At 44.7% G+C, this 22,522-nt stretch carries 15 protein-coding genes and 1 tRNA gene; 10 read left to right on the top strand and 6 right to left on the bottom strand.

Annotation, left to right across the window (positions count from 1 at the left end):
- The first annotated feature begins 65 nt into the window (after positions 1 to 65).
- Positions 66 to 3,761 (top strand): sensor histidine kinase, encoded by a 3,696-nt coding sequence (locus AAE02nite_RS14700; RefSeq protein WP_146898814.1) that lies wholly within the window; start codon positions 66 to 68, stop codon positions 3,759 to 3,761.
- Positions 3,758 to 7,339, top strand: coding sequence for a DUF8818 domain-containing protein (locus AAE02nite_RS14705; protein ID WP_146898817.1), 3,582 nt, complete (start codon positions 3,758 to 3,760; stop codon positions 7,337 to 7,339). Before AAE02nite_RS14700 ends, AAE02nite_RS14705 begins: the two co-directional genes overlap by 4 nt.
- Here the strand turns inward: AAE02nite_RS14705 and AAE02nite_RS14710 are convergent.
- Together AAE02nite_RS14710 and rfaD are read right to left on the bottom strand one after the other, a co-directional pair.
- Entirely contained in the window at positions 7,331 to 8,023 is a 693-nt protein-coding gene (locus AAE02nite_RS14710) for an SGNH/GDSL hydrolase family protein (protein ID WP_146898820.1), read from the bottom strand. The two genes, AAE02nite_RS14705 and AAE02nite_RS14710, sit on opposite strands and share 9 nt — an antisense overlap.
- A gap of 135 nt (positions 8,024 to 8,158) precedes the next feature.
- Positions 8,159 to 9,124 carry an ADP-glyceromanno-heptose 6-epimerase gene (gene rfaD, locus AAE02nite_RS14715; RefSeq protein WP_146898823.1) on the bottom strand — a complete coding sequence of 322 codons (966 nt, stop codon included), beginning with the start codon at positions 9,122 to 9,124 and terminating at the stop codon, positions 8,159 to 8,161.
- Positions 9,125 to 9,225: 101 nt separating this feature from the next.
- Here rfaD and AAE02nite_RS14720 point away from each other — a divergent pair, with 101 nt between their 5' ends.
- The 4 genes from AAE02nite_RS14720 to lpxB all read left to right on the top strand — a co-directional run bounded on the left by AAE02nite_RS14720 (position 9,226) and on the right by lpxB (position 12,795).
- Positions 9,226 to 10,143 carry an ABC transporter substrate-binding protein gene (locus AAE02nite_RS14720; RefSeq protein ID WP_246151055.1) on the top strand — a complete coding sequence of 306 codons (918 nt, stop codon included), beginning with the start codon at positions 9,226 to 9,228 and terminating at the stop codon, positions 10,141 to 10,143.
- Positions 10,140 to 11,144 carry a FecCD family ABC transporter permease gene (locus AAE02nite_RS14725; protein ID WP_146898826.1) on the top strand — a complete coding sequence of 335 codons (1,005 nt, stop codon included), beginning with the start codon at positions 10,140 to 10,142 and terminating at the stop codon, positions 11,142 to 11,144. Before AAE02nite_RS14720 ends, AAE02nite_RS14725 begins: the two co-directional genes overlap by 4 nt.
- A complete protein-coding gene (locus AAE02nite_RS14730) occupies positions 11,144 to 11,560 on the top strand; it encodes a 6-pyruvoyl trahydropterin synthase family protein (protein WP_146898829.1) in 417 nt (138 codons plus the stop codon). Before AAE02nite_RS14725 ends, AAE02nite_RS14730 begins: the two co-directional genes overlap by 1 nt.
- 101 nt (positions 11,561 to 11,661) lie before the next feature.
- Positions 11,662 to 12,795 (top strand): lipid-A-disaccharide synthase, encoded by a 1,134-nt coding sequence (gene lpxB / locus AAE02nite_RS14735; protein ID WP_146898832.1) that lies wholly within the window; start codon positions 11,662 to 11,664, stop codon positions 12,793 to 12,795.
- A gap of 169 nt (positions 12,796 to 12,964) precedes the next feature.
- On the opposite strand, the gene clpX is transcribed toward lpxB, so the two are convergent.
- Positions 12,965 to 14,188 (bottom strand): ATP-dependent Clp protease ATP-binding subunit ClpX, encoded by a 1,224-nt coding sequence (gene clpX / locus AAE02nite_RS14740; RefSeq protein WP_146898836.1) that lies wholly within the window; start codon positions 14,186 to 14,188, stop codon positions 12,965 to 12,967.
- Between the two features lie 324 nt (positions 14,189 to 14,512).
- On the opposite strand from clpX, the gene AAE02nite_RS14745 reads away from it, so the two are divergent.
- The 3 genes from AAE02nite_RS14745 (at position 14,513) to AAE02nite_RS14755 (ending at position 17,645) form a co-directional block, all read left to right on the top strand.
- Positions 14,513 to 15,778 carry an AAA family ATPase gene (locus AAE02nite_RS14745; protein ID WP_146898839.1) on the top strand — a complete coding sequence of 422 codons (1,266 nt, stop codon included), beginning with the start codon at positions 14,513 to 14,515 and terminating at the stop codon, positions 15,776 to 15,778.
- A gap of 3 nt (positions 15,779 to 15,781) precedes the next feature.
- Positions 15,782 to 16,813, top strand: a complete 1,032-nt coding sequence (locus AAE02nite_RS14750) for a 5-methylcytosine restriction system specificity protein McrC (protein ID WP_146898842.1) — start codon at positions 15,782 to 15,784, stop codon at positions 16,811 to 16,813.
- Positions 16,814 to 16,958: 145 nt separating this feature from the next.
- A complete protein-coding gene (locus tag AAE02nite_RS14755; protein ID WP_146898844.1) occupies positions 16,959 to 17,645 on the top strand; it encodes a peptidase associated/transthyretin-like domain-containing protein in 687 nt (228 codons plus the stop codon).
- 114 nt (positions 17,646 to 17,759) lie between these two features.
- Here AAE02nite_RS14755 and AAE02nite_RS14760 read toward each other — a convergent pair whose 3' ends face one another.
- The 3 genes from AAE02nite_RS14760 to AAE02nite_RS14770 all read right to left on the bottom strand — a co-directional run bounded on the left by AAE02nite_RS14760 (position 17,760) and on the right by AAE02nite_RS14770 (position 20,063).
- Positions 17,760 to 18,458: a ClpP family protease gene (locus AAE02nite_RS14760; RefSeq protein ID WP_146898846.1), complete on the bottom strand. Its 699-nt coding sequence runs from the start codon at positions 18,456 to 18,458 to the stop codon at positions 17,760 to 17,762.
- A gap of 121 nt (positions 18,459 to 18,579) precedes the next feature.
- Positions 18,580 to 19,911 carry a trigger factor gene (tig, locus tag AAE02nite_RS14765; RefSeq protein WP_146898849.1) on the bottom strand — a complete coding sequence of 444 codons (1,332 nt, stop codon included), beginning with the start codon at positions 19,909 to 19,911 and terminating at the stop codon, positions 18,580 to 18,582.
- Positions 19,912 to 19,981: 70 nt separating this feature from the next.
- Positions 19,982 to 20,063, bottom strand: a tRNA-Leu gene (locus AAE02nite_RS14770).
- Positions 20,064 to 20,339: 276 nt separating this feature from the next.
- Between AAE02nite_RS14770 and AAE02nite_RS14775 the strand changes: the two genes are divergently transcribed.
- Positions 20,340 to 22,522: RelA/SpoT family protein (locus tag AAE02nite_RS14775; protein ID WP_146898852.1), on the top strand; the 2,183-nt coding region annotated here is incomplete at its 3' end.

Consider the following 22,522-nt stretch of genomic DNA (forward strand, 5'->3'; position numbering starts at 1 on the left):
ATTATTTTACCCCGAAAATCTGTTTTGCATGATTTTTGACTAATTTCGGGTAAAATACAATTCGTTTGAAACTCAAATACGCCTCCTATAAATTTTTACTTTTGGCGCTGCTTTGTTTTGTGGCTGCCGCCGGGTTAAATATTTATAGTTATATTCTCAATCCCAACGCCAAACCAGACTTTAATGACGTTACCGAAAACCTGGGAAGGGCACTACGCCAGGCTAACTTAGACATGAAGCGGGTACAACCCTATTTATCGGGTGATACGCTTAACTTCCATGACCTGCTAAACGAAAAGCCTTATTTTGCCACCTTTGTTTATAAAGACAACCAGCCCGTTTTCTGGACCGACCATACGCTCATTGTAGACTATATTCCAAAAGTATTACCCGATGAAGTTAAAATAGCCGAAAATAAATTTGGTAAATATCTGGTATCGGGTACCCAGTACAACCAATATCAGATTCAGGTTTACATACCCCTCGAAAAACAATATGGCATCAGCAACCGGTATTTACAGTCGGGTCTGAACGAGCAGGTATTTGGCAATCGCAAAGTCAAGATTGTACTGGATCAACAGGCTGATTTTCCGGAAATATATTATAAAGGCAAATATTTGTTTTCGGTTCAGCCCCTGGAAGAAAACACATCCCGAAAGATTAGCCAGGTTGCTATTACACTTATTTGTTTAGGCGTTATATTTTTGGTGTGGGCGCTTATTCAGGTTAGTCAGGCCTACCTAAAGCATGGGAAGCAAATCTGGCGAAGTACCCTTTTACTTTTCGGCCCCTTACTGGCGGTGCGGATTATCCTGCTTTATTTTAATTTCCCTTTTGCAGTATGGGAACTGGAGGCTTTCAGCCCCCGGTTATTTGCGGCATCGTTCTGGTCGCCGTCAATCGGCGATATGCTGCTCAATGCCCTCATGTTGTTAATTTTTACTTTCCACCTGAACCAGGTTTTGCGGGAAAAAAAGATTAAAGCCTTCCTGCGGAAAGTGTCGAACCAAGCGCATTTTTGGATAAAAATAGGTTGTGCTGTTGGGTTTTACCTGTTACTGTTGTGGTTGTATTCTGTTTATTTTACCACTTTCAGTAACTCGCCGCTGGTAATGGATATTACCCAGAGTTTACATTTTTCTATTTACGAAATATTAATTTACGCGGCTTTCGTCTCTTTTACAGTTATTTTCCTGGTGCTTTCGCATCTGTTAATGCAGGTTTTTTACCAGATGGAAGGCAATCAGAAAAGCCCTACTTTATTGGGTAGTATTGCGCTGGCAGCTGCTTTGTTGTTAATCGGCGGCTTTGTGGGCGATAATATAGCGGTAGTGTTACTGGGCTTAAGCCTCCTTTTTTACCTGGCCATTCTGTTTAGTCAGTTCCGGAAGAATCTTTCCACAAACCCGTTTCAGCATTATTTATTTATTTTCTGGATTATCAGCATCAGCGCTTTAACCGGCAGCCTGGCCATGTACCAATACTACAACCAGCAACTGATTGGCCAGAAACAACGGTTTGCCCGCAATATTTTACTCGAGCGCGATATCCAGGGTGAATTAATATTGGAAGATATCAGCCGGCTGATCCAGCGGGATAAAATTATCAGGAGTAAAATCACCAGCCCCTTTGCGAATAAAGACTTCGTACGGATAAAAATTCAGAAATATTACTTGCGGGAGTATTTTGATAAGTACGAGAGCAACATTAAAATTTTTGATGCAAATGGTATGGCCACCGATATTGTAGGTAACCAGTACTCGCTGAATGATTACCGCAATAGCTATTTACGGGATGCCGTAAAAACCGAACTGCCGGGTTTGTACCTGATTAAGCCCGGGCCGCAGCCTTTTTCGCGGCGGTATATTAAATTTATTCCGGTTAATGGGCAGGACGGCAGCCGGGTAATTATTGCGGTGGAACTGAACCAGACCCGGCAAATGCCTTACAGCGTAATTCCGGAATTACTTGTAGACCAACGGAACTTTGAGCCTTTGTACAGCCGCTCGTTCAGCTATATTATTTACCAGGGCAACATGATTCAGTACACCGAAGGCAATTTCCTGTATGTCCATTTTTTTAACCAGAAATTGTTGCAGGATCCGCGTTTGTACCAGAACGGCATCCGGTTGCAGGGGCACCACCACTGGGGCTTTACCAGCGGCGACCGTCGGATAATAATTACCACTGAGCAGTATGCGCTGCGCGACGTGCTCTCTAATTTCTCCTTTTTGTTTCTGGTGCACACGTTTGTTTTTCTGCTCTATATATTTTCATTTCTGTTATTAAAAGGCGGGGTGCAAAAGGCGCTCAATACGGCTTTCAGTACCAAAATTCAGCTGTTTCTTAATTTTGGTGTACTTATTCCGCTGCTGGTGGTAAGTGTAGCCACGGGCAGTCTGGTAACGGCCTCTTACAAAAAAGATTTGCAGGATACGTATGAAAACCGGGGCAAAATGGTACAGCAAAGCATTTTAAACTCCTGGTCGTGGCCCACTTACCAAACCAACCGCGAAGCCTTGCGCGAAGAGGTAAGCTCAATAGCCGGTTTGGCTGAGGCTGATATTGAAATTTACGATGCGCAGGGTCAGTTAGTCACTTCCAGCCAGCCCTTAATTTTTGAAACCGGTTTATTGTCGAAACTCATTAACCCAGAGGCTTTTGCCGATATTAAAGAGCATCATGCCCCCCGCATTTTGCTGGACGAAAAGACGGGTAACTTGTCGTTTAATGCTTTATATCTGCCTTTGCCTTCGCTGCACCAGCCCGGCGGAGTAGATGGTTTTATTGGTATACCTTTTTTCGACTCGGAAAAAGAGTTGGATATGAAACTGATTCAGTTGCTCACCACTATTATGAATATTTTTGTGGGCATGTTTATCATGTTTATGGTTATTACCAACTGGGCAAGCCGGGCCTTAACGGTACCGCTGAAACTCGTAACCCAAAAACTGAAACAAACTACCCTTACCGGCAAAAACGAAGAACTGGTGTACGAATCGGCGGATGAGATTGGTTTACTGGTTAGCGAATACAACCAGATGTTGCGCAAGCTGGATGATAATAAAAAGGAACTGGCCATACGCGAAAAGGAGGCTGCCTGGCGCGAAATGGCCCGGCAGGTAGCCCATGAAATAAAAAACCCGCTCACGCCGATGAAGCTGTCGTTGCAATATTTACAGAAAGCCATTGCCGAAAAGCGCGACAACCTGGATGTGCTCATTAATAAAATATCGGGCACCTTAATTACCCAAATAGAAATCCTGAGCGATATTGCTACTTCGTTTTCGAACTTTACGGCCCTGCCGGATTTAAAATTAGAGCGCATTAACCTGGCTACTATATTAAAGCAAAGCCTGGATTTGCACAGCAACCCCGGAGCCGTAACCATCCGCAGCAACTTTGAAGAAGGACTTTTTGAAGTAATCGCCGACGAGAATATTCTGATGCGGACCTTTAACAATTTAATGATAAATGCCCTGCAAGCCATCCCAACGGGTCGGCACCCGGAAATTTGCGTATCTTTAAAGAAATGCGATGATAAAGCCCTGATTAGTTTCCACGATAATGGGTCTGGCATACCCGCGGAAATTCAGCATAAAATTTTTGTGCCGAATTTTAGCACCAAATTCACCGGTTCGGGCATTGGACTGGCCGTGGCTAAAAAAGGTATTGAAACGGCGGGTGGGCGCATCTGGTTCGAAACGCAGGAAGGGGAGGGTACTACCTTTTACATTGAATTACCGTTAGCACAGGAATGAGGAGTTGGCTGGTTATAAGTTTTCTGGTTTGCTTTTTAAGCTGGCCGGCCTTTTCCCAAACCACCAGTAAACGCTGCCAGTGGCTTAAATTAACCGATAAACCCGTTCTACTCGATTCACTAACGGTAGTGCCGGGTTCCATTACCTTTAGTAAAGGCAAATACCCAGGCCTGGGCTTTATCTATAATCCCGGCACCAGTTTATTTTCTTTTACGAACGTACCCGTTCCCCAGCCCATTAGAATTTTTCTGGATTCCCTTTCTGCCCCGGATTCTCTGCAGATGCAGCCAGCAGATACCGTAAATACCAATGGTGTTCCGGCTGATTCGGTCATCAGCCCCAAAGTAGTGATATTGCCGGGAGAACCGGATTCGGTGCTGGTTTGTTACCGGGTGCTGCCGCTGAATTTGGCACTGGCCCGCTACAAGCGCAAACTGACGGCAGCGGATACGGTGCGGCTGCCGGGCGTTTATTACACCGAAAGCCTGGGCCAGAAAGAAGAATTGTTTAGTACGCCGGGCTTAAACAAAACCGGAACCGTAACGCGCGGTATCACTTTTGGCAATAAGCAAAACGTGTTTGTTAACTCGGCGCTCAACCTGCAGCTCGAAGGCAAATTATCCGACGAAATAGATATACTAGCGGCCATCACCGACCAAAATATTCCGTTTCAGCCCGAAGGTAATACCCAGCAGTTGCAGGAGTTCGATAAAGTGTATATTACGTTGCGCCACCGCTTGTGGAATATTACCGGCGGCGACGTGGTACTAAAAAATAAGCCAAGCCATTTTTTACGATTTTACAAAAACGTGCAGGGTGGGGTATTGGAAGTAAACCGGAAACAAGGTACTAAAAACGCCTCCAGCACCACCATTGCCGCTTCGGTAGCCAAAGGTAAATTTGCCTCCGTGGCCATAACGCCGCAGGAAGGGGTGCAGGGACCTTACCGGGTACCCGGGCCTAATAACGAAAAGTTTATCATTATCTTGGCTAACTCCGAACGGGTGTTTTTAGACGGGCAGTTGCTGACGCGGGGCTTCGATTTTGATTACGTGATAGACTACAACCAGGCCGAAATAACCTTTACGACCCGCCGCCTGATAACCCGGTACTCCCGCATCCGCGTCGATTTTGAATATTCCGAACGCAACTATAACCGCTCGGTGTACCACGCCAGCCACTACCAGGATTTAAACAAGCTGCACCTGAATTTTAATATTTACAACGAAGGTGATAACCAGAATAATTTACTAACCCTGAATTTGAACAACCAGGAAAAATTATTGCTGCAATCCATTGGCGACAGCCTGAACCAGGCTTTTACGCCGGGCGCCGAACTGGCCAACTTCGACCCGGAGCTTATTTTGTACAAAGACTCTACTATTTTAGTAAATGGCCAGCCCGATAATATTTACGTGTACACCCGCGAACCCGACCTGAACCGCTACTATACGGTGCGCTTTACCGATGTAGGACCAATGCGGGGCGATTATGTACCGGCGGGCAGTACGGTTAATGGGCGCACTTTCCGGTACGTGCCCCCGGTAAACGGGGTACGGCAGGGTAGTTATGCGCCAGTTCGTATTTTGCCCACCCCTCAGAAAAAGCAACTAGCCACCGTAGGCGGCAATTACCAAATAGACGACCAAACGAATATTTTCTTCGAAACTGCTGCCAGCGAGTACGACGTGAATAAATTTTCGGAGCAGGACAGCCGCGACGATAAAGGTAAAGCCATGCGCGTCGGGTATGCCATAGAAGACAAGCCGGTGGCCTTGCTGGGCAATTATAAACTGCGGAGCGCCTTAAGTTACGAATACACGGATGCTAATTTTCAGCCCATCGACCGTTTCCGCGATATTGAGTTTAACCGTAACTGGAGTTTGCCTATTAATGCCGACACCAGGGTGAACGACAATATTTTTAACTTCTCGGTAGGGGCGCAGAAAGATGTAAATAACCTGGTTAATTACCGCCTGATTCAGCGTTACCGGCAAAACGAGGTAGAAGGGATGCAGCATTACCTGGATTTTGCGCGCCAGTTTCGGGGAATAAACTTGCGGAGCGATTTCTTTTTACTCGATGCCACTGCCCGCACCGGCCAATCCGATTGGTCCCGGGGAAATATTGATGTGAATTATCCTGCTTACAAAATAATTCCGGGGTATACCTACCGCTTCGATAAAAACCGGGTAAATGCCATTTCGCGGCCAGATTCGGTTTTGCAGTCGGCGATGTATTTTGATGAACACACGTTTTACATCCGCAGCCAGGATACCGCCGCCACCAAATTTAGCCTCGACTACGCTTACCGCCAGGACCGCCGCCCCGAAGAAGGGCGTCTGGGTCCCCGGAATACGGCTCATACTTACCGGGGCATGCTGCAAACTAAAATAGGTTCTTCTCAGGATTTAAACGTGCTGCTAACCTACCGGCAGGTAGATAACAAAGACAGCCTGAATGAATCGGCTATATTATCAACGGTAAACTGGCTGGGTGATTTTTTGGATCGGCATCTGCGCTCGGAGTTGAGTTATACGGTAGCTACCGGGCAGGAAGCCCGCCGGCGTTACGAATTTGTGCAGGTAGGGCCTGGGCAAGGCACCCACTACCTCATAGAAGGCGGTAATCCGCAGGAACTAAACGATTATTTTGAAGCCCAGGTACCCGATGCCCGCTACCGCACGCACATTAAAGTTTTTCTGCCCACCGACGAATACATCAGGGCTTATTCCAACCAGTTTAATTACCGCCTCAACAGTGCCATGCCCCGTAGCTGGCGCGGCAAATCTGCTATCCAGAATTTTGCTTCCCGCCTGTCAGCCGTTACTTATATTAACATCAACAAGAAAACGACCGACGACGATGTTTGGCACCGGTTTAATCCTTTTAGCCTGAATATTGAGGACCGTCTGCTGGTTTCGCTGGCCAATACTTTCCGCAATACGGTTTTTTATAACCGCAGCGATCCTACCTTTGGCCTGGAATATACCCTGCAGCAAAATCAGCAGAAAATATTGCTCACCAACGGTACCGATGTGCGCAACATAGGTACCCAAACCATTATTGCCCGCTATAATTTAAATAAAACGGTAAGTGCTAAGTTTAATATCAGCCAGTTTACCCGCGAAAGTTTATCAAATTATTTAAGCACCAAAAATTTCCGGATTGTGGGCTACGATGTTTCGCCGGAGTTTTCGTACCAGCCTACGAACGCCACCCGCTTTACTGGTACTTACTTATACACGCGCAAGCAAAACCGGCTGAACCAATCCGAAACGCAGGAAAAAGGAATATTTCACGAACTGGGGCTGGAAACGCGGGTGAGCCAGGTAAGCAAACGCACTCTTACCGGAACCCTAAAATACATTAACGTAAATTACCAGGGCAACGAAAACTCGGCCATTGGCTACGAAATGCTGAACGCGTTACGCCCCGGAGATAACCTGACCTGGAATTTTATTTTGCAGCAACGTTTGGCCAATGGCCTGAATATTTCGGTTAATTACGACGGGCGCAAACCCAATGGACAGGAAATATTGCACACGGGCCGGATGCAGGTTTCGTTATTATTTTAAAATGCTTTCGGCTACGGGATAAACCAGGTTGGCCCACTCCTGGTACATTTTACCCGAAAAATGCAGCTTATCGTCGGCTACATAAGTCTGGTCGCCCAAGGCTTTCCGCGACAGTGGGGTAATATCCAGGAAAGTAACACCCACTTTTTGGGTTTCTTCGCGGGCAACAGCATTAAAGGCATCTATTTCAGTAGCTATTTTGGCGCGGTCCCGGCCTTCGGCAAAAGGAGTTACGCCCCAATCCGGAATAGATAATACGATTACCCGGCTTGCATCATTCTTGCCGTACCGGATGGCCGTTTGTAATAGCTGCCGGAATTCTGCGCGGTACGTTTCGAGGGTTTGTCCGCGATACTGATTATTTACGCCGATCAGCAACGTAACCAAATCGTAACTTTGTTGCTGAAAGGTTTTGTTAAGGGTTTCGATGAGTTCGCCGGTAGTCCAGCCGGTTTGGGCAATGGTTTTGGGGTTGCGGATATTAAAACCCTTGGCCCGGAGCATTTGGGCCAGTTGTACGCTCCAGCGCTCGTCTTCGCTTACGCTTTCGCCTATGGTATAAGAATCACCGAGGGCTAAGTAAAAATATTCGCGTCGGGCTTCGGGTGCCGGCATAGAGTTGGTGTTACAGGCCGAAAGAGCAAATAAAAATAAAAAAACAAAATAAGTAAAATAACGGAACATGGCAGGTACACTTAATGCATTGATAATTAAGTATACTAGCCGTTAAGCATTTTGGATTGCGGTTAAACCTGGTTTTTAGTATTAAATTTTAAATTAAGTATTTACCGGTGCTTTATACGTAAATAGTGTTGGATTTTAATAATATGTATTTGGAATTAAGTAACTCTGCACGTAATCCCGGATGCCTTCTTCGAGGGTATAAAAAGGTTTAGTATAGCCAATCCGGCGCAGCTTATCCATAGTAGCCTGGGTAAAATACTGGTAGTTGTCGCGGATATCCGAAGGCGTATCTTTAAAGTCGATATTTACTTCCCGGCCCATTGCCTCGAAAGTATTAAAAGCTAAATCCAGGAAAGTGCGCGCCTGACCGGAGCCCACGTTGTAAATACCGCTGTTTTGCCGGTGATGCATCAGGAACATACAAATTTCTACCACATCTTTTACGTAAATAAAATCGCGCTTCTGCTCGCCATCAGCGTATTCGGGGTTGTGCGAGCGGAAAAGCTCCAGTCGGCCGCGGTCGTTTATTTGCTTAAAAGCGTGCAGTACCACCGAAGCCATGCGGCCCTTGTGGTATTCGTTGGGCCCGTACACGTTAAAAAATTTAAGACCGGCCCAGAAAAATGGTTTGGCAGTTTGCTCCAGCGCCCATTTATCAAAATCATTTTTCGAATCACCGTAAGGGTTCAGCGGATTTAACAACGGAACAATATTTTCGTCATCGTCGTAGCCCAGTTTACCGGCCCCGTAAGTAGCTGCCGAAGAAGCATACACCAACGGAATTTGGTACTCGCAACAGGCCAGCCATACTTTTTTAGAATATTCGAGGTTTAATAAATTAAAAATAGCCGGGTCAAACTCCGTGGTATCGGTGCGGGCGCCCAAATGAAAAATAAATTCTACTTCTTCGTAGTTTTTATCCAGCCACTCCGGAAATTCCATCCGGTCTACAAACAACTTTATTTTTTTCCCCTGCAGGTTGGGCTCCTTGCGGGCTACCGTAAAATTATCGACAACAATTATATCGTTAAAGTTATCGGCATTTAAGCGGGAAACAAGGCAAGAACCAATAAAGCCAGCGGCACCGGTTACTACTATCATAGCGGTTGTTGTATAAGCGGATCTAAATAATTGCGCTAAATTTACGAAAAAAACAGTACGGCCTTTTACGCAAAATAAATTGCCCCGTCTATTTTAACCGCATGTCAGCAATTACCTCTGTTTTTAATACGCGTTTGTTTTGTTCTTTTTGGTTGCCGGGTATGCTGTTGCTGCTCCTGGCCTGCGAAAGCAAAAAGACAACGCAGCCGGAAAATAATTTTATTACGGTTACCGATGATTTAGGCCGGAAAGTACGGGTGCCGCAATATCCCAAACGGGTAATGGCCCTGGCACCATCGGCCACCGAAATGCTGTACGCCGTAGCCGACGAAAAGACCATTGTGGGCCGCACCCAAAACTGCGATTATCCGGCGCAGGTAAAAGATAAACCGGTGGTAAATAATTACCCCATGGATTACGAACGCCTGGTGCTGCTGAAGCCCGATATTGTTTTTGCCGTAGCCGGCATTATTTCGCTGGAAATAGCCGCTAAGCTCCAGGATTTGAATATTCCGGTTTATTACCAGGATTTTAAAAAAGTAGCCGATGTTTTCCGGGGTTTGCAGGACATGGGCCGCTTGCTGCACCGCGAAAAAGAAGCCCAAAGGGTAGTAGATTCATTGCAACAGGAACTGGACAAACTACAAGTAACCTCCTCTGGACCTAAGTTACGCGTACTGGCCATAACCTGGCACGACCCTATTTACGTGTACGGCCAGAATACTTTGTTTACCGATAAGTTGCGGTACCTGGGCGCTGAGAACGCTGTTACCGAAGTTTTCCCCCAGCCTTATCCGGCTTTAACCCGGGAGTATATTTTAAAATTAAACCCCGATGTATTGGTAGGTGGTACACCCGAAGAAATGGAAAAAACATTTTTTGCACAGTACCCGGAATTAAAGAAAATTAAAGCTTACCAGCAGAAAAGAATATTTAAAGCTACCGATAATCTCATGTCCCGCCCGGGCCCACGGGTTGTTGCGTCTATCCGGGAATTAAAAGCTTTCCTGGCAAAATGAGGCAAGGCGTGGTTTTTTTATTGGTACTGCTGCTTATCGGCTTACTGATATTCTGGGGCTTATCTATCGGGAGTTTCGAAGCAGATTATACCACAATCTGGCAGGCGCTGGTAAACTATAACCCGGATAATCAAGAGCATTTTGCCATTGTGCAGTTGCGCCTGCCCCGTTTATTGCTGGCTTTACTGGTGGGTGGTTCGTTGTCATTTTCGGGTTACCTCATGCAGGCCATGGTGAATAATGCCCTTGCTGACCCGTATATTTTGGGCACCGCATCCGGGGCTTCGCTGGGCGCTTCGATGAGTATCGGGGGCTTTATTCTAACTACCTGGGGAGGTTTGTATTTGCCGCCCTTGTTTGCCTTACTGGGCGCATTCCTGGTTACTTTGCTGGTTATTGCACTGGGGTACCGCAAAGGGCAAATTATTCCTTCCCAATTATTACTAGCCGGCATTGCTGTTAGCTCTTTCTTAACGGCTCTGGTAGGATTGTTTACGTTTCTATCGGGCTCCGAAAGTGCATTGCGTTCAATTTTATTCTGGTCGATGGGCGATTTTGGCCGCGCCAACTGGAATCTGTTACCGTATCCGGCTGTAGGGTTGGTAATAGCGCTGATTTTGTTTTCCTTTATGCAGAAAGAACTGAATATTTTATTACTTGGTAGCGAACGGGCCGAAACATTGGGCGTACCGGTGGCCCGCACCCGCTGGCTGATGCTGGCTACCGTATCGGTGTTAACCGGTTTTAGTGTGGCGCTGGCGGGTTCGGTGGGTTTTGTGGGTTTAATTATGCCGCACGTAACACGGGGCCTGCTGGGGCTTACGCATAAATTAAACCTGTTGCTATGCGCTTTGCTGGGTGGTTTGTTCCTGGTGGCCTGCGATATTCTATCCCGGTTAATTTATCCGCCGGCCGGTTTGCCAATTGGTATTATAACTTCGTTCATTGGTGTGCCTTTCTTCGTATATTTGCTTTTGAAAAAGAGCTATAAATTTAATTAATGGTTTACTTAAGCAGATTAGAGCATTTTAATGCGGCGCACAAACTAGCTAATCCTAACTGGTCGGATGAGAAGAACAAGGAAGTGTTTGGGCCTTGCTCTAATACCAACTGGCATGGGCATAATTACGAGCTGATAGTAACGGTAAAAGGCGAACCTGATCCTGAAACCGGTTTTATCATTGATCTGAAACAATTAAGCACGCTCATCCGCAAACACATTATAGAGGTGGTAGATCATAAGAACTTAAACCTGGATGTGCCCTTTATGCAAGGTAAAATGGCCAGTACCGAAAATTTGGTGTTAGCTTTCTGGGAAATTCTGGAGCCGCTTATTCCGCAAATGTCATCGGCCAGGTTGCATTGCCTGAAACTTTACGAAACGCCCCGCAACTTTGTAGAATATTATGGGGAGTGAAAATTAAATGGTTGAATTGCTAAATGGTTAAACGCTATTTTAACACTAACAATCAGCTATTAACAATTCATAATTTCTAATTCAAAATTTATTTAAAAGTATTGAAATATTATATCATCGCGGGCGAGCGGTCCGGCGACCTACACGCTGCTAACCTGATGAAAGAGTTGAAGATTCAGGACCCGGCGGCAGAATTTCGGTGCTGGGGCGGCGATATGATGCAGGCAGCCGGCGGCGACCTGGTGCGGCATTATAAAGAAATGGCCTTTATGGGCTTTCTGGAAGCAGCGGCCAATACCTTTAAGATAGTACAGTTTCTGCGCCAGTGTAAAGCCGATATTCTGGCGTACCGGCCCGATGTAATAATATTAGTAGATTATGCCGGCTTTAACCTGCGCATTGCCAAGTTTGCGAAGGAGCAGGGCCTGAAAGTGTTTTACTATATTTCGCCTAAAATCTGGGCCTGGAACCAGGGCCGCGTGCATACCATTAAAAAGCTGGTAGATCGCATGTTCGTGATTCTGCCTTTTGAAGAGGAATTTTACGGCAAGTTCGATTACAAGGTAGATTATATTGGTAACCCTATTGTAGATACTGTCCGGAACCACCAGCCTGGTTCTGATTTTATTCAGCGGAATCAGTTAAGTAACAAACCCATAGTTGCGGTGCTGCCGGGCAGCCGAAAGCAGGAAATCGAGAGTATTTTGTTTATCATGCTCAGCGTGCTGCCGGCCTTCCGCGATTACCAGTTCGTGGTGGCAGCCGTTTCTAACCTGAACCAGAGTTACTACGAAAACTTCAACCGCGACGCCAATATTAAAATTGTTTACGACCAAACCTACGATTTACTGGCTAACGCGCAGGCTGCGCTGGTAACCTCCGGTACCGCAACTTTAGAAACGGCTTTGTTTAACGTGCCCCAGGTTGTGTGCTATACCACCAGTCTTATTTCTTACTGGATTGGCCGTGCCGTAATTAAAGTGCCTTATATTTCTTTGGTTAATTTAATAGCGGGTAAACCCGTTGTAACGGAGTTAATTCAGAATGAACTGACCGGGCGGAATATTATTACGGAGCTGAAAAAAATATTAACCAATGAGCATTTTATTCAGCAGCAAAAAGCCGGTTACCAGGAAATAAGAGAAAAGTTGGGCGAAGCCAATTCGGCAGCCAAAGCCGCCGAGCTAATGGTTAAATATTTGCAGAATCCGATTTCCGCAGATGTTAAGGGTTAATATTTTTAACTTTCATATTTAACCGGAAAGGTTAGCGGACTGATTTTAATTTAACAGAAGAAGCAGCTACAAACATTCCTTATAAATCAGAAGCGCCTCCGGAATTCCGGGGGCGCTTCTGATTTATAAACTAACTACTAACAACTAATCGCTAATTACTAATCATTAACTAAGCAACCCGAAGCTGTTTCAGCGATGACTTTTCGAATTGGGTACGGGCGTAGTCTAAATCAATTAATAGATCGGTAATACCTTCCTGCGACGGCATTTCGAACATGGCTTCGGTCATAATGCTTTCGCAGATAGAACGTAAACCACGGGCGCCTAATTTATATTCGGCCGCTTTCTCCACAATATAATCCAAGGCATCATCTTCAAAAGCAATGGTAATATTTTCCATCTCAAATAAAGCCTTGTATTGCTTCAGAATCGAATTTTTCGGTTCGGTTAATATTAGGCGCAGGGTTTTTTTATCCAGCGGGTTCAGGTGCGTAAGTACCGGTAAGCGGCCAATTAACTCCGGAATCAAACCAAAAGATTTCAAATCCTGAGCAGTGATATATTTAAGGTAGTTTTCCTGATCGGCTATTAAATCGGCAGATGATTTGGCGAAGCCGATTGGTTTAGCATTTAACCGGCTTTTGATTATTCTTTCAATACCTACAAATGCACCGCCGCAGATAAACAGAATATTTTCGGTATTTACCGAAATCATTTTTTGCTCAGGGTGCTTGCGTCCGCCTTGCGGTGGTACATTTACCGAAGTGCCTTCCAGTAATTTCAGCATAGCCTGTTGTACGCCTTCCCCGCTCACATCGCGGGTAATGGATGGGTTATCGCTTTTCCGGGCAATTTTATCAATCTCATCAATGTATACAATGCCCCGCTCGGCGGCTTCTACGTTGTAATCAGCGGCTTGTAACAAGCGGGTCAGAATACTTTCCACGTCTTCGCCTACGTAACCGGCTTCGGTTAATACGGTTGCATCAGCAATACAAAACGGTACTTGTAAAATACCCGCCAGCATCCGGGCCAAAAACGTTTTACCGGTTCCAGTTTCGCCCACCATCATAATGTTCGATTTTTCAATCACTACATCATCCGGCTTGGTTTTCTGCATCAGCCGCTTGTAGTGATTGTAAACCGCCACGCACATTACTTTTTTCGCTTCTTCCTGCCCCACCACAAACTGGTCGAGGTATTCTTTCATTTCCCGGGGTTTAATTAAATTAAACTTCGGGCTTTTGCCGTTGGCGCGGATTTTATTTTCCTCATTCAGGATTTGTTGCGCCTGACCGATGCACCGCTCACAAATGTGGGCGTTGATGCCCGAGATCATGACGGATACTTCTTTTTTTGTTTTGCCACAGAAGGAGCAGGTAATTTCGGCCATAAAGGTTTTGAATATAAATTTTTAACGTTTTTAGCAGGGTATTTAGTCTGCCGATTACAAAGGTACAAAATAGAAAGATTACGTGGTACTCTAACTTATTTAGCAAGCAGGAATTGTTTGCCCGGTTAATATGGTGGATATCCACAAAATAAAAAATGTACTATAGTATATGTGGTTGATTGTTAATATTTTAATTTGTAAATAGTTGTGGATAATTTGTTGGTAAGTTTTGTATATTTTTTTCGGCTTAAGGTGGTAAATTGCCGTACGTAGGAACTTCGCTCCGGTGAAACCATATTTGGGATTAGGTAAACAGTAGATAAATTGAATTTTTCCGGTATAACGCGACAACATATTTTACAGGCAATCCGCGAAATAGATATTCGCCGGCCGGAACTGCGTGCCTCTACTATTTACGATGTCGTGTACCAGGGCAAGCGCTATCCGCCGCTGGAATTAATGCGTCTGGCTCATAAGTTGGCCAACGGTACTGCCGGCTGGGCAGTAGCGGCGGGCGTCTCTACAAACAATTATTTAGAAAAACTGGGTTTTTCGGTGGTGCAGAAGCGGCCGCTGGTACAAAACCCGCCCGCTGACGAAGCATTGCTGGTGCTAAGCGAACCAGCCACGCTGGACTTGCCGGCAACTAAACCGAAGCCCCAAATAGCGGTGCAGTTGCAGGAACCGGTACAGTTTTACCAAAAGAATAAGCACAAGCCCGAAAAATATACCCGCAAAAAAGCTTTAGCCGAATTATTTCTCGACGAGAACCAACTGGATAAAACCTTGGCGGCTCTCCGGTACAAAAAGAATTTAATACTGAGCGGTCCGCCGGGTACAGGGAAAACATTTTTAGCTCGCCGCCTGGCATATCTGGAAATAGGCTTGGAAGATGCCTCCAAAATTCAGACGGTGCAGTTTCATGCGGGTTTTGCTTACGAAGATTTTATACAGGGTTACCGACCGGATGCTGCGGGTAAATTTACGTTGCGTAACGGTGTGTTTTATGAATTTTGCCAGCGGGCGCAGGCTGATCCGGAAGAACCTTATTTTTTTATTATTGAAGAGATTAACCGTGGCAACCTGAGCAGTATTCTCGGGGAGTTGCTGTTGTTACTGGAAGCTGATAAACGCGGTCCGGCACACGGCGTAACTTTACCTTACGGTGCTGCGGAAGAACGCTTTTTTGTGCCGGAAAATGTATTTCTAATTGCCACTATGAATACCGCCGACCGAGCATTGGCACCACTGGATTTTGCGTTACGCCGGCGGTTTGCCTTTTTAAAGATGAGTCCGGTATTCGGGCTTTCTTTCCGCCGTTTTCTGGAATACCGCAACACGCCCGATGCGCTGATAGATATTATTACTACCCGCCTAACCAAAGTGAACGAAATAATTGCCGCCGACCCCATGTTGGGCGAAGGCTATTTAATTGGACATAGTTATTTCTGCAATCCGCCCAAAAATGGTGGCAATCTGGAATGGTACGAAGCCGTAGTAGAAAACGAATTAACCCCATTGCTGGAACAATACTGGCTCGACGAGCCGGCAAAGTCGAGGGCCGCTATTCGTATATTAACGGATAATTAAAACATGCCCATTCCGGTTCAGAATATTTATTACTTACTCAGTTACGCCTGGGATCTGCCTTTGGAAAAAGAGGAAAATGCTGTAACAGCAGCTCCCGGCGACAAAGTCTTGAATTTATTGGCAGCGTTGCTGTACCGGAATACTTTACGCTTGCTCCGGCAAGGTTTAGCGCAGGGTTATGCCCAAAAAACGGAAGTACTTTCTGGTATTAAAGGGAAAATAGCGGTAACGGCTACGTTGCAAAAAGACTTATTCCGCGAAGGTAAAGCTATCTGCACCTACGAAAGGTTGAGTTTGGATATTTTACCTAACCAGCTAATTAAAGCAACCCTTGCGCAATTATTTAAAACTCCTACGTTCGCCCCAGAATTACAACATTCTCTCCAGTCCGTTTACCGCCATTTCGAAGAAGTAAGCCTTATTCAGCCTAAAGACGCTGACTTTACTAAACTACCAACTACTTACGGGCTAAATAAATATTACGGACGTGTATTGCCTCTCTGCCAGTTTATCCAACAGAATCTGCTGCCTGAAAAAGGTGGCAGCAATTTTTATTTAGCTGATTTTATGGAAGATGAACAACAGATGGGTCGCCTGTTCGAATATTTTGTCCGCAACTTTTACCGGCAGGAACAGCAAATATTCCAGGTAAAATCCGAAAAAATAACTTGGCAGACAGATACAGATGAAGCCAATAATTTGGATTATTTGCCCCAGATGAAAACGGATATTTCGTTGTTGTCTGAGGCTCGAAGAATAATTATTGATACCAAATTTTACCAGCAGGCATTGGTGCAGCGCTACGATAAGCAAAAACTCATTTCAGGCCACTTATACCAGCTGTTTGCTTACCTCAAAAATCACCCGGAATCTAACTCAGATTTACCTGTTGAAGGGATGCTGTTGTACCCCGTAGTAGAACAGGAACTTAGTTTAAACTACCAACTGCACGGACATAAAATCAGCATTAACACCATAAACCTGGCGCAGCCCTGGCCACAGATTAAAGAAGGTTTATTGGGGCTGATTTCTTAACTACAAACGAGAAAGCCAACAATATTTTGTTTGAATGCTTCACCTATTTATTCAGTAGATAAAATTATATTACAATAAGATTACGCTATAAATTAGTTATTACTGGTCTAATACTTTCCTCGTGCTTCTATAATGGGTGATTAAGATGAAATCTTCTAGATATTTTATATGGACTTTAGTAATTGGTTTAATATTAAACCTTTCTGCCTGCGAAGACTACCTACAGGAAACCCAGGAAACAGTTGTGCGAGGGAATGTATATGATACAAACAAGCAGCAAGCAGCAGCAAACGCTACGGTTTATATCCAACGCTACGAAATTGGAAACTCGGGATGGATTTACAAAAATATTCTCGATTCAGTAAAAACAGATGCTAACGGCAATTACGCTATTACCTTAAAGGGCGAAAAGTATAAAAGGCCCCTTAAATTGTTAGCCAGGTTAAATAATGCAAAATTCAAGAATGATGCTTTAGGGCAAAGGGTGCAAATATATAATGGGGAAGAGAATAAGATAGATTTTAAGGTTATAGAATTACATCCGCTCAGGCTGCGGGCAATTGTTAAAGACAATCCTCGTCCGCCTTTAACCGTTCAATTACCGCAGGCGCATGAAAAGAAAGCAATTATTTACGGTGTAAATGCCGATTCAACCATTTTACTTATGGTTATTCCGAATCAGGTTAATGAAGTTGCATTTCATGTTGTTCATCCTATCCGCAACAATAATGTAATGAGCCACTTCGATACTATCAATGCCAAAGGGTTAAAACCAATATATCTAAGAACCTATACTGTTTACCCGGATAAATTCAAATGGGAGTCGAAATAAAGATTTACTTTAAACAACTACTGTCCATTCTCAAATTTTTTAGAGGCTATATTAAAAACAAAAGCCCGGCTCATGACCGGGCTTTTGTTTTAATATTTAAAGCAAAATTATACCTTACACACTACGGGTTAAAACTTCGTCGATTAAGCCGTATTCTTTGGCTTCGTCGGCTTTCATCCAGTAGTCACGGTCGGAGTTATCGTGTACTTCCTGGTAGGTTTTGCCGCTGTGCGAGGCAATAATTTCGTACAGTTCTTTTTTCAGTTTCAATATTTCGCGGGCCGTGATTTCAATATCAGAAGCCTGGCCTTGTGCACCACCCATCGGCTGGTGAATCATAACACGGGCGTGAGGCAACGCCGAACGCTTGGCCTTAGCACCACCGCAAAGCAATACCGCTCCCATAGAAGCCGCTAAACCGGTACAAATAGTAGCCACATCGGGCTTCACGTATTGCATGGTGTCGTAAATGCCTAAACCGGCATAAACCGAACCACCCGGGCTATTGATATATAACAAAATATCTTTCTTGGCGTCCGAAGACTCCAGGAACAGTAATTGGGCCGTAATAATATTGGCAATAAAATCATCTACCTGGGTACCCAGGAAAATAATCCGGTCCATGATTAAACGGGAAAATACGTCGATCTCCCGGAAGTTAGTCGGACGTTCTTCAATCACCGAGCGGGTCATGCTCTCGATCCGGTGTAAATTAGTGGAAGCTTCCACGTGGCTGATATATTGGTCAACGCCCAGGCCGCTCATGCCTTGGCCTTTTACGGCAAATTTTCGGAATTCTTCTTTATTGTACATCTGTTATTGGTTGTTTAGATGAATAAATACAATGTAGTGAGAGCAATGTTACACAAATCATGCGAAAATAAAAAAAGTCCTTATTGTAAGGACTTTTTTATAAAAAGGTTGTGAAAATTGGCTATTCGCCGGCAATATCTCTGAATTCTTCGGCCGTTACTGACTTTTCGACCACTGTAATCTTATCTTTTATAAAATCGATAACGCGATCTGCCAAAATGGCTTCGTACTCGTTTACGAAGTTACGGCCGTTATTTTGCTTCAGGAAGCTGTCTACGTAACCGCTAATGGCTTCTTCCATTTCTTCGGTGGCAGTAGCCATACCAAACTGAGCCAGCATTTTTTTCTTGGCCGAATCTACAACTTCTTCGTTGCTGATTTTAATGTCGTTTTCCTCCACTACTTTGTTGCGGATCATCGACCATTTCAGTTCTTCTTTGTATTTGTCAATGTTCTGGTCGATTTGCTCCTGGGTTAACTTGCCTTCGTTGGCCGTTAATAACCATTTTTTGAAGAAATCTTCCGGAATCTGAATTTCGGTTTCGTTTACCAGTTTCTCTACAATGTTGTTGCGCAGCAGTTTTTCGGCTTCGGTGTTGTAGTTCTCGGTAAGGGTTTCTTTTACTTTGGCGTCAAACTCCTCGCGGGTAGTTACGGTATCTTTGCCAAATATTTTATCGAAAAACTCCTGGTTAAACTCGGCAGGGGCAGTGCGGTTAATTTTATCAACGGTAAACGTGAAATCGCCGGTTAACTCAGCCGCTTTTTGTTTGGTTGCACCGGTAACGTGCGATACAGCCGCCGCATCGTTATCGAATATTTCCTGTAAGTTAAAAGTCAGTACATCGCCGGCTTTAGCACCTACAAACTGCTCCTGGTTTTTCTTTACTTTATTTACCGGTAGTAAAGTAGTAGTAGAAAACTCACCGTCTACTTGTTTCAGTTCGCCAGATAAATAATCGTCGGCTTCTGAGGTTTCGGGGTTGGCGGTTTCGCCGTATTGCCGCTGCATGTGCTCATACACCTGGGCAATGGTGTCGTCGTCGGCTTCTATTTTGTAACCGTCTACGCTAATATTTTCGAGGTTTAAATTAAAATCGGGCAGAATACCTAATTCAAAATCAAAAGCAAATTCTTTCTGGTTATCCCAGTCGATGCTTTGTTGTTTGGTTTGGTCGGGCAGGGGCTCGCCTAATATTTTAATGTCGTTCTGCTTAATATAATCGTTAACCGATTTAGAAAGCAGGCTGTTAATTTCTTCAACCAGAATGCCTTTGCCGTACATTTTCCGGATCATGCCAGGGGGTACTTTGCCCGGACGGAAGCCTTTGATCTGCGCTTTCTTACTATACTCTTTAATTTTTTCGTCTACCTTCGGAGCGTAGTCGCCTTCTTCCAGCACTACGTGCAGGTGGGCTTTGGTGGCATCGGTTTGGTTTAATGTAATATTCAAGGCCTTAAATTTTTAAAAGTTTTACTTAAAAAAAATAAACCCTCAACACGGGTGATGTTGAGGGTTTGCGTGCGGATGGAGGGACTCGAACCCCCATGCCGTGAAGCGCCAGATCCTAAGTCTGGTGCGTCTACCAATTTCGCCACATCCGCAGGCATTTTTGAAATGGTGGGGCAAAGGTATAAAACTTCGGAATAAATGCAAACAGCCTTTTTAAATATTTTCTTTTACTTTAATAAAAGTTTCTTCTTTTTAGATAAATCTGGGCCAAAGTTTGTTTATACAATAGAGCGCGTGCATGTTATAACCAAGCCTGATAATTGTTTATCTCTAACTCTTGCGTAATTTTGATGTATAATTCTAGAAAAGTTTAAGGGGGAACGTTCTTGTGGTTTAAATATTTAAGCTAAAAGCGCGCTCGTAAGCACATGGTAATAGATCCGGAAGTAGAACGAAAAGAAATATTGCAGCATTACCGCCGCCTGCTCAGGTATGCGAAGCCGTTTTTGAAAGGTAATGATGCGAAAATTATAAAAAAAGCCTTTAATACCTCGCTCGAGGCGCATAAAAACATGCGTCGTAAATCGGGCGAGCCTTATATTTTGCATCCGCTGGCCGTAGCGCAAATTGCCGTAGAGGAAATTGGCCTGGGTACTACTTCTATTGTGGCGGCTTTGCTGCACGATGTGGTAGAAGATACCGAAGTAGAATTAAGCGAAATTGAGCGCGATTTTGGTAAAAGCGTAGCCAAAATTATTGAAGGACTTACCAAAATCTCCGGCGTTTTCGATTACGGTACTTCGCAGCAAGCCGAGAACTTCCGGAAAATGCTACTCACGTTATCCGACGACGTACGGGTAATATTAATTAAGCTGGCCGACCGCTTGCACAATATGCGGACCCTGGGGAGCATGCCCCGCGACAAGCAGTTAAAAATTGCTTCCGAAACGATGTATTTGTATGCCCCGCTGGCGCATCGGTTGGGTTTATACGTTATTAAATCGGAGCTCGAAGACTTATATTTAAAATATACCGATTCTGAAACCTATAAAGACATCACGAATAAAATCCGGCAAACCAAGGCAGCCCGGAATAAATTTATTCGTGATTTTGTAAGTCCGCTGGAAGAAGAACTGAAGAAGCAGGGATTTAAATTTGAGATAAAAGGCCGGCCTAAATCTATTTATTCTATCCTCAAGAAAATTAAAAAACAGAATATCACCTTTGATGAGGTGTATGATTTGTTTGCCATCCGGATTATTCTGGATGTGCCCCAGGAAATTGAAAAGGCGGCCTGCTGGTCGGTGTATTCAATTGTAACGGATTTTTACCAGCCCAACCCCGATCGGCTGCGTGACTGGATTAGTACGCCGCGCGCGAATGGTTACGAATCGCTGCATACCACCGTTATGAGTAAAACTGGTTCGTGGGTGGAGGTGCAAATCCGGAGCAAGCGGATGGATGAGATTGCCGAAAAAGGTTACGCAGCACACTGGAAATACAAAGGCGATGGCAGCAGCGCTCAGGAATCGGGTTTGGAGCAATGGATTAACAAAGTCCGGGATATGTTGGAAACCAATGATTCCAACGCCCTGGAGTTTATGGATGAGTTCCGAAAAAACTTATTTGTAGAGGAAGTGTTTGCGTTTACACCCAAAGGCGAACTAAAAATATTGCCCGATAGAGCCACAGCGCTGGATTTTGCTTTTGAAATTCACACCCAGATTGGGATGCACAGCATTGGCGCCAAAGTAAACCAGAAACTAGTGCCGCTAAGTTATAAGTTGCACAACGGTGATCAGATAGAAATATTAACCTCTAAAAAGCAACGGCCTTCCGAAGAATGGCTGGGTTATGCCACTACCTCCCGGGCCCGCTCGAAAATAAAAGAATATTTGCGGGAAGATAAAAAGCAAAAAGCCGAAGCAGGCCGGGAAATGGTAGAAAAGCGGTTAGCGCATCTGCACGTAGAAAATACTTCGACCAATTTGCACCTGCTGCTGAATTACTTTAATGTGCAGCACCCACAGGAGTTTTATTACCGCATTGCAATTGGCAGAATTGATATTAAAGAAGTAAACGAAGAGGTTTTTGATCCGGAATTAGTACACCAGCGGATTGGTCCGGAAGAAGTTCGGAGTTTCGACCGGGAAGTACAAAAGATTCGGGGCGTTAGTTCGGATATGCTGGTAATAGGAGAGAAGACCTCCAAAATAGATTACAAGATTGCTACCTGTTGTAATCCGATTCCGGGCGACGATGTGTTTGGTTTTGAAACCGAGAAAGATGGCATCCGGATTCACCGGACTTCCTGCCCGAAGGCGGTAGAACTAATGTCGAACTACGGAAACCGGATTGTAAAAGCCAAATGGACCGACCAATACGAATTGGTTTTCCTGGCCGGTATTCGCATAAAAGGTACTGATAGGGTAGGGTTGGTAAATGATTTAACCAAAGTTATTTCTAACAGCTTAAAAGTAAATATGCGCTCCATTACTTTAGATTCGCAGGATGGGGTTTTTGATGGTAAAATAATGATTTTCGTAAACGACACAAGTCACCTCGAAAAACTAATTCAGCGGTTGCTGAAGGTAAAAGGTGTATTGCTGGT

Source organism: Adhaeribacter aerolatus (genome assembly GCF_007991635.1).
Taxonomy (GTDB): domain Bacteria; phylum Bacteroidota; class Bacteroidia; order Cytophagales; family Hymenobacteraceae; genus Adhaeribacter; species Adhaeribacter aerolatus.

Excerpts from the sequence above, each read along its gene's own strand:
- AAE02nite_RS14750 (WP_146898842.1), top strand. The coding sequence starts at position 15,782 with ATGCCCATTCCGGTTCAGAATATTTATTACTTACTCAGTTACGCCTGG.
- AAE02nite_RS14755 (WP_146898844.1), top strand. The coding sequence starts at position 16,959 with ATGAAATCTTCTAGATATTTTATATGGACTTTAGTAATTGGTTTAATA.
- AAE02nite_RS14710 (WP_146898820.1), bottom strand. The coding sequence starts at position 8,023 with ATGTTCCGTTATTTTACTTATTTTGTTTTTTTATTTTTATTTGCTCTT.
- AAE02nite_RS14760 (WP_146898846.1), bottom strand. The coding sequence starts at position 18,458 with ATGTACAATAAAGAAGAATTCCGAAAATTTGCCGTAAAAGGCCAAGGC.
- rfaD (WP_146898823.1), bottom strand. The coding sequence starts at position 9,124 with ATGATAGTAGTAACCGGTGCCGCTGGCTTTATTGGTTCTTGCCTTGTT.
- AAE02nite_RS14720 (WP_246151055.1), top strand. The coding sequence starts at position 9,226 with ATGTCAGCAATTACCTCTGTTTTTAATACGCGTTTGTTTTGTTCTTTT.
- clpX (WP_146898836.1), bottom strand. The coding sequence starts at position 14,188 with ATGGCCGAAATTACCTGCTCCTTCTGTGGCAAAACAAAAAAAGAAGTA.
- AAE02nite_RS14705 (WP_146898817.1), top strand. The coding sequence starts at position 3,758 with ATGAGGAGTTGGCTGGTTATAAGTTTTCTGGTTTGCTTTTTAAGCTGG.
- AAE02nite_RS14730 (WP_146898829.1), top strand. The coding sequence starts at position 11,144 with ATGGTTTACTTAAGCAGATTAGAGCATTTTAATGCGGCGCACAAACTA.
- AAE02nite_RS14725 (WP_146898826.1), top strand. The coding sequence starts at position 10,140 with ATGAGGCAAGGCGTGGTTTTTTTATTGGTACTGCTGCTTATCGGCTTA.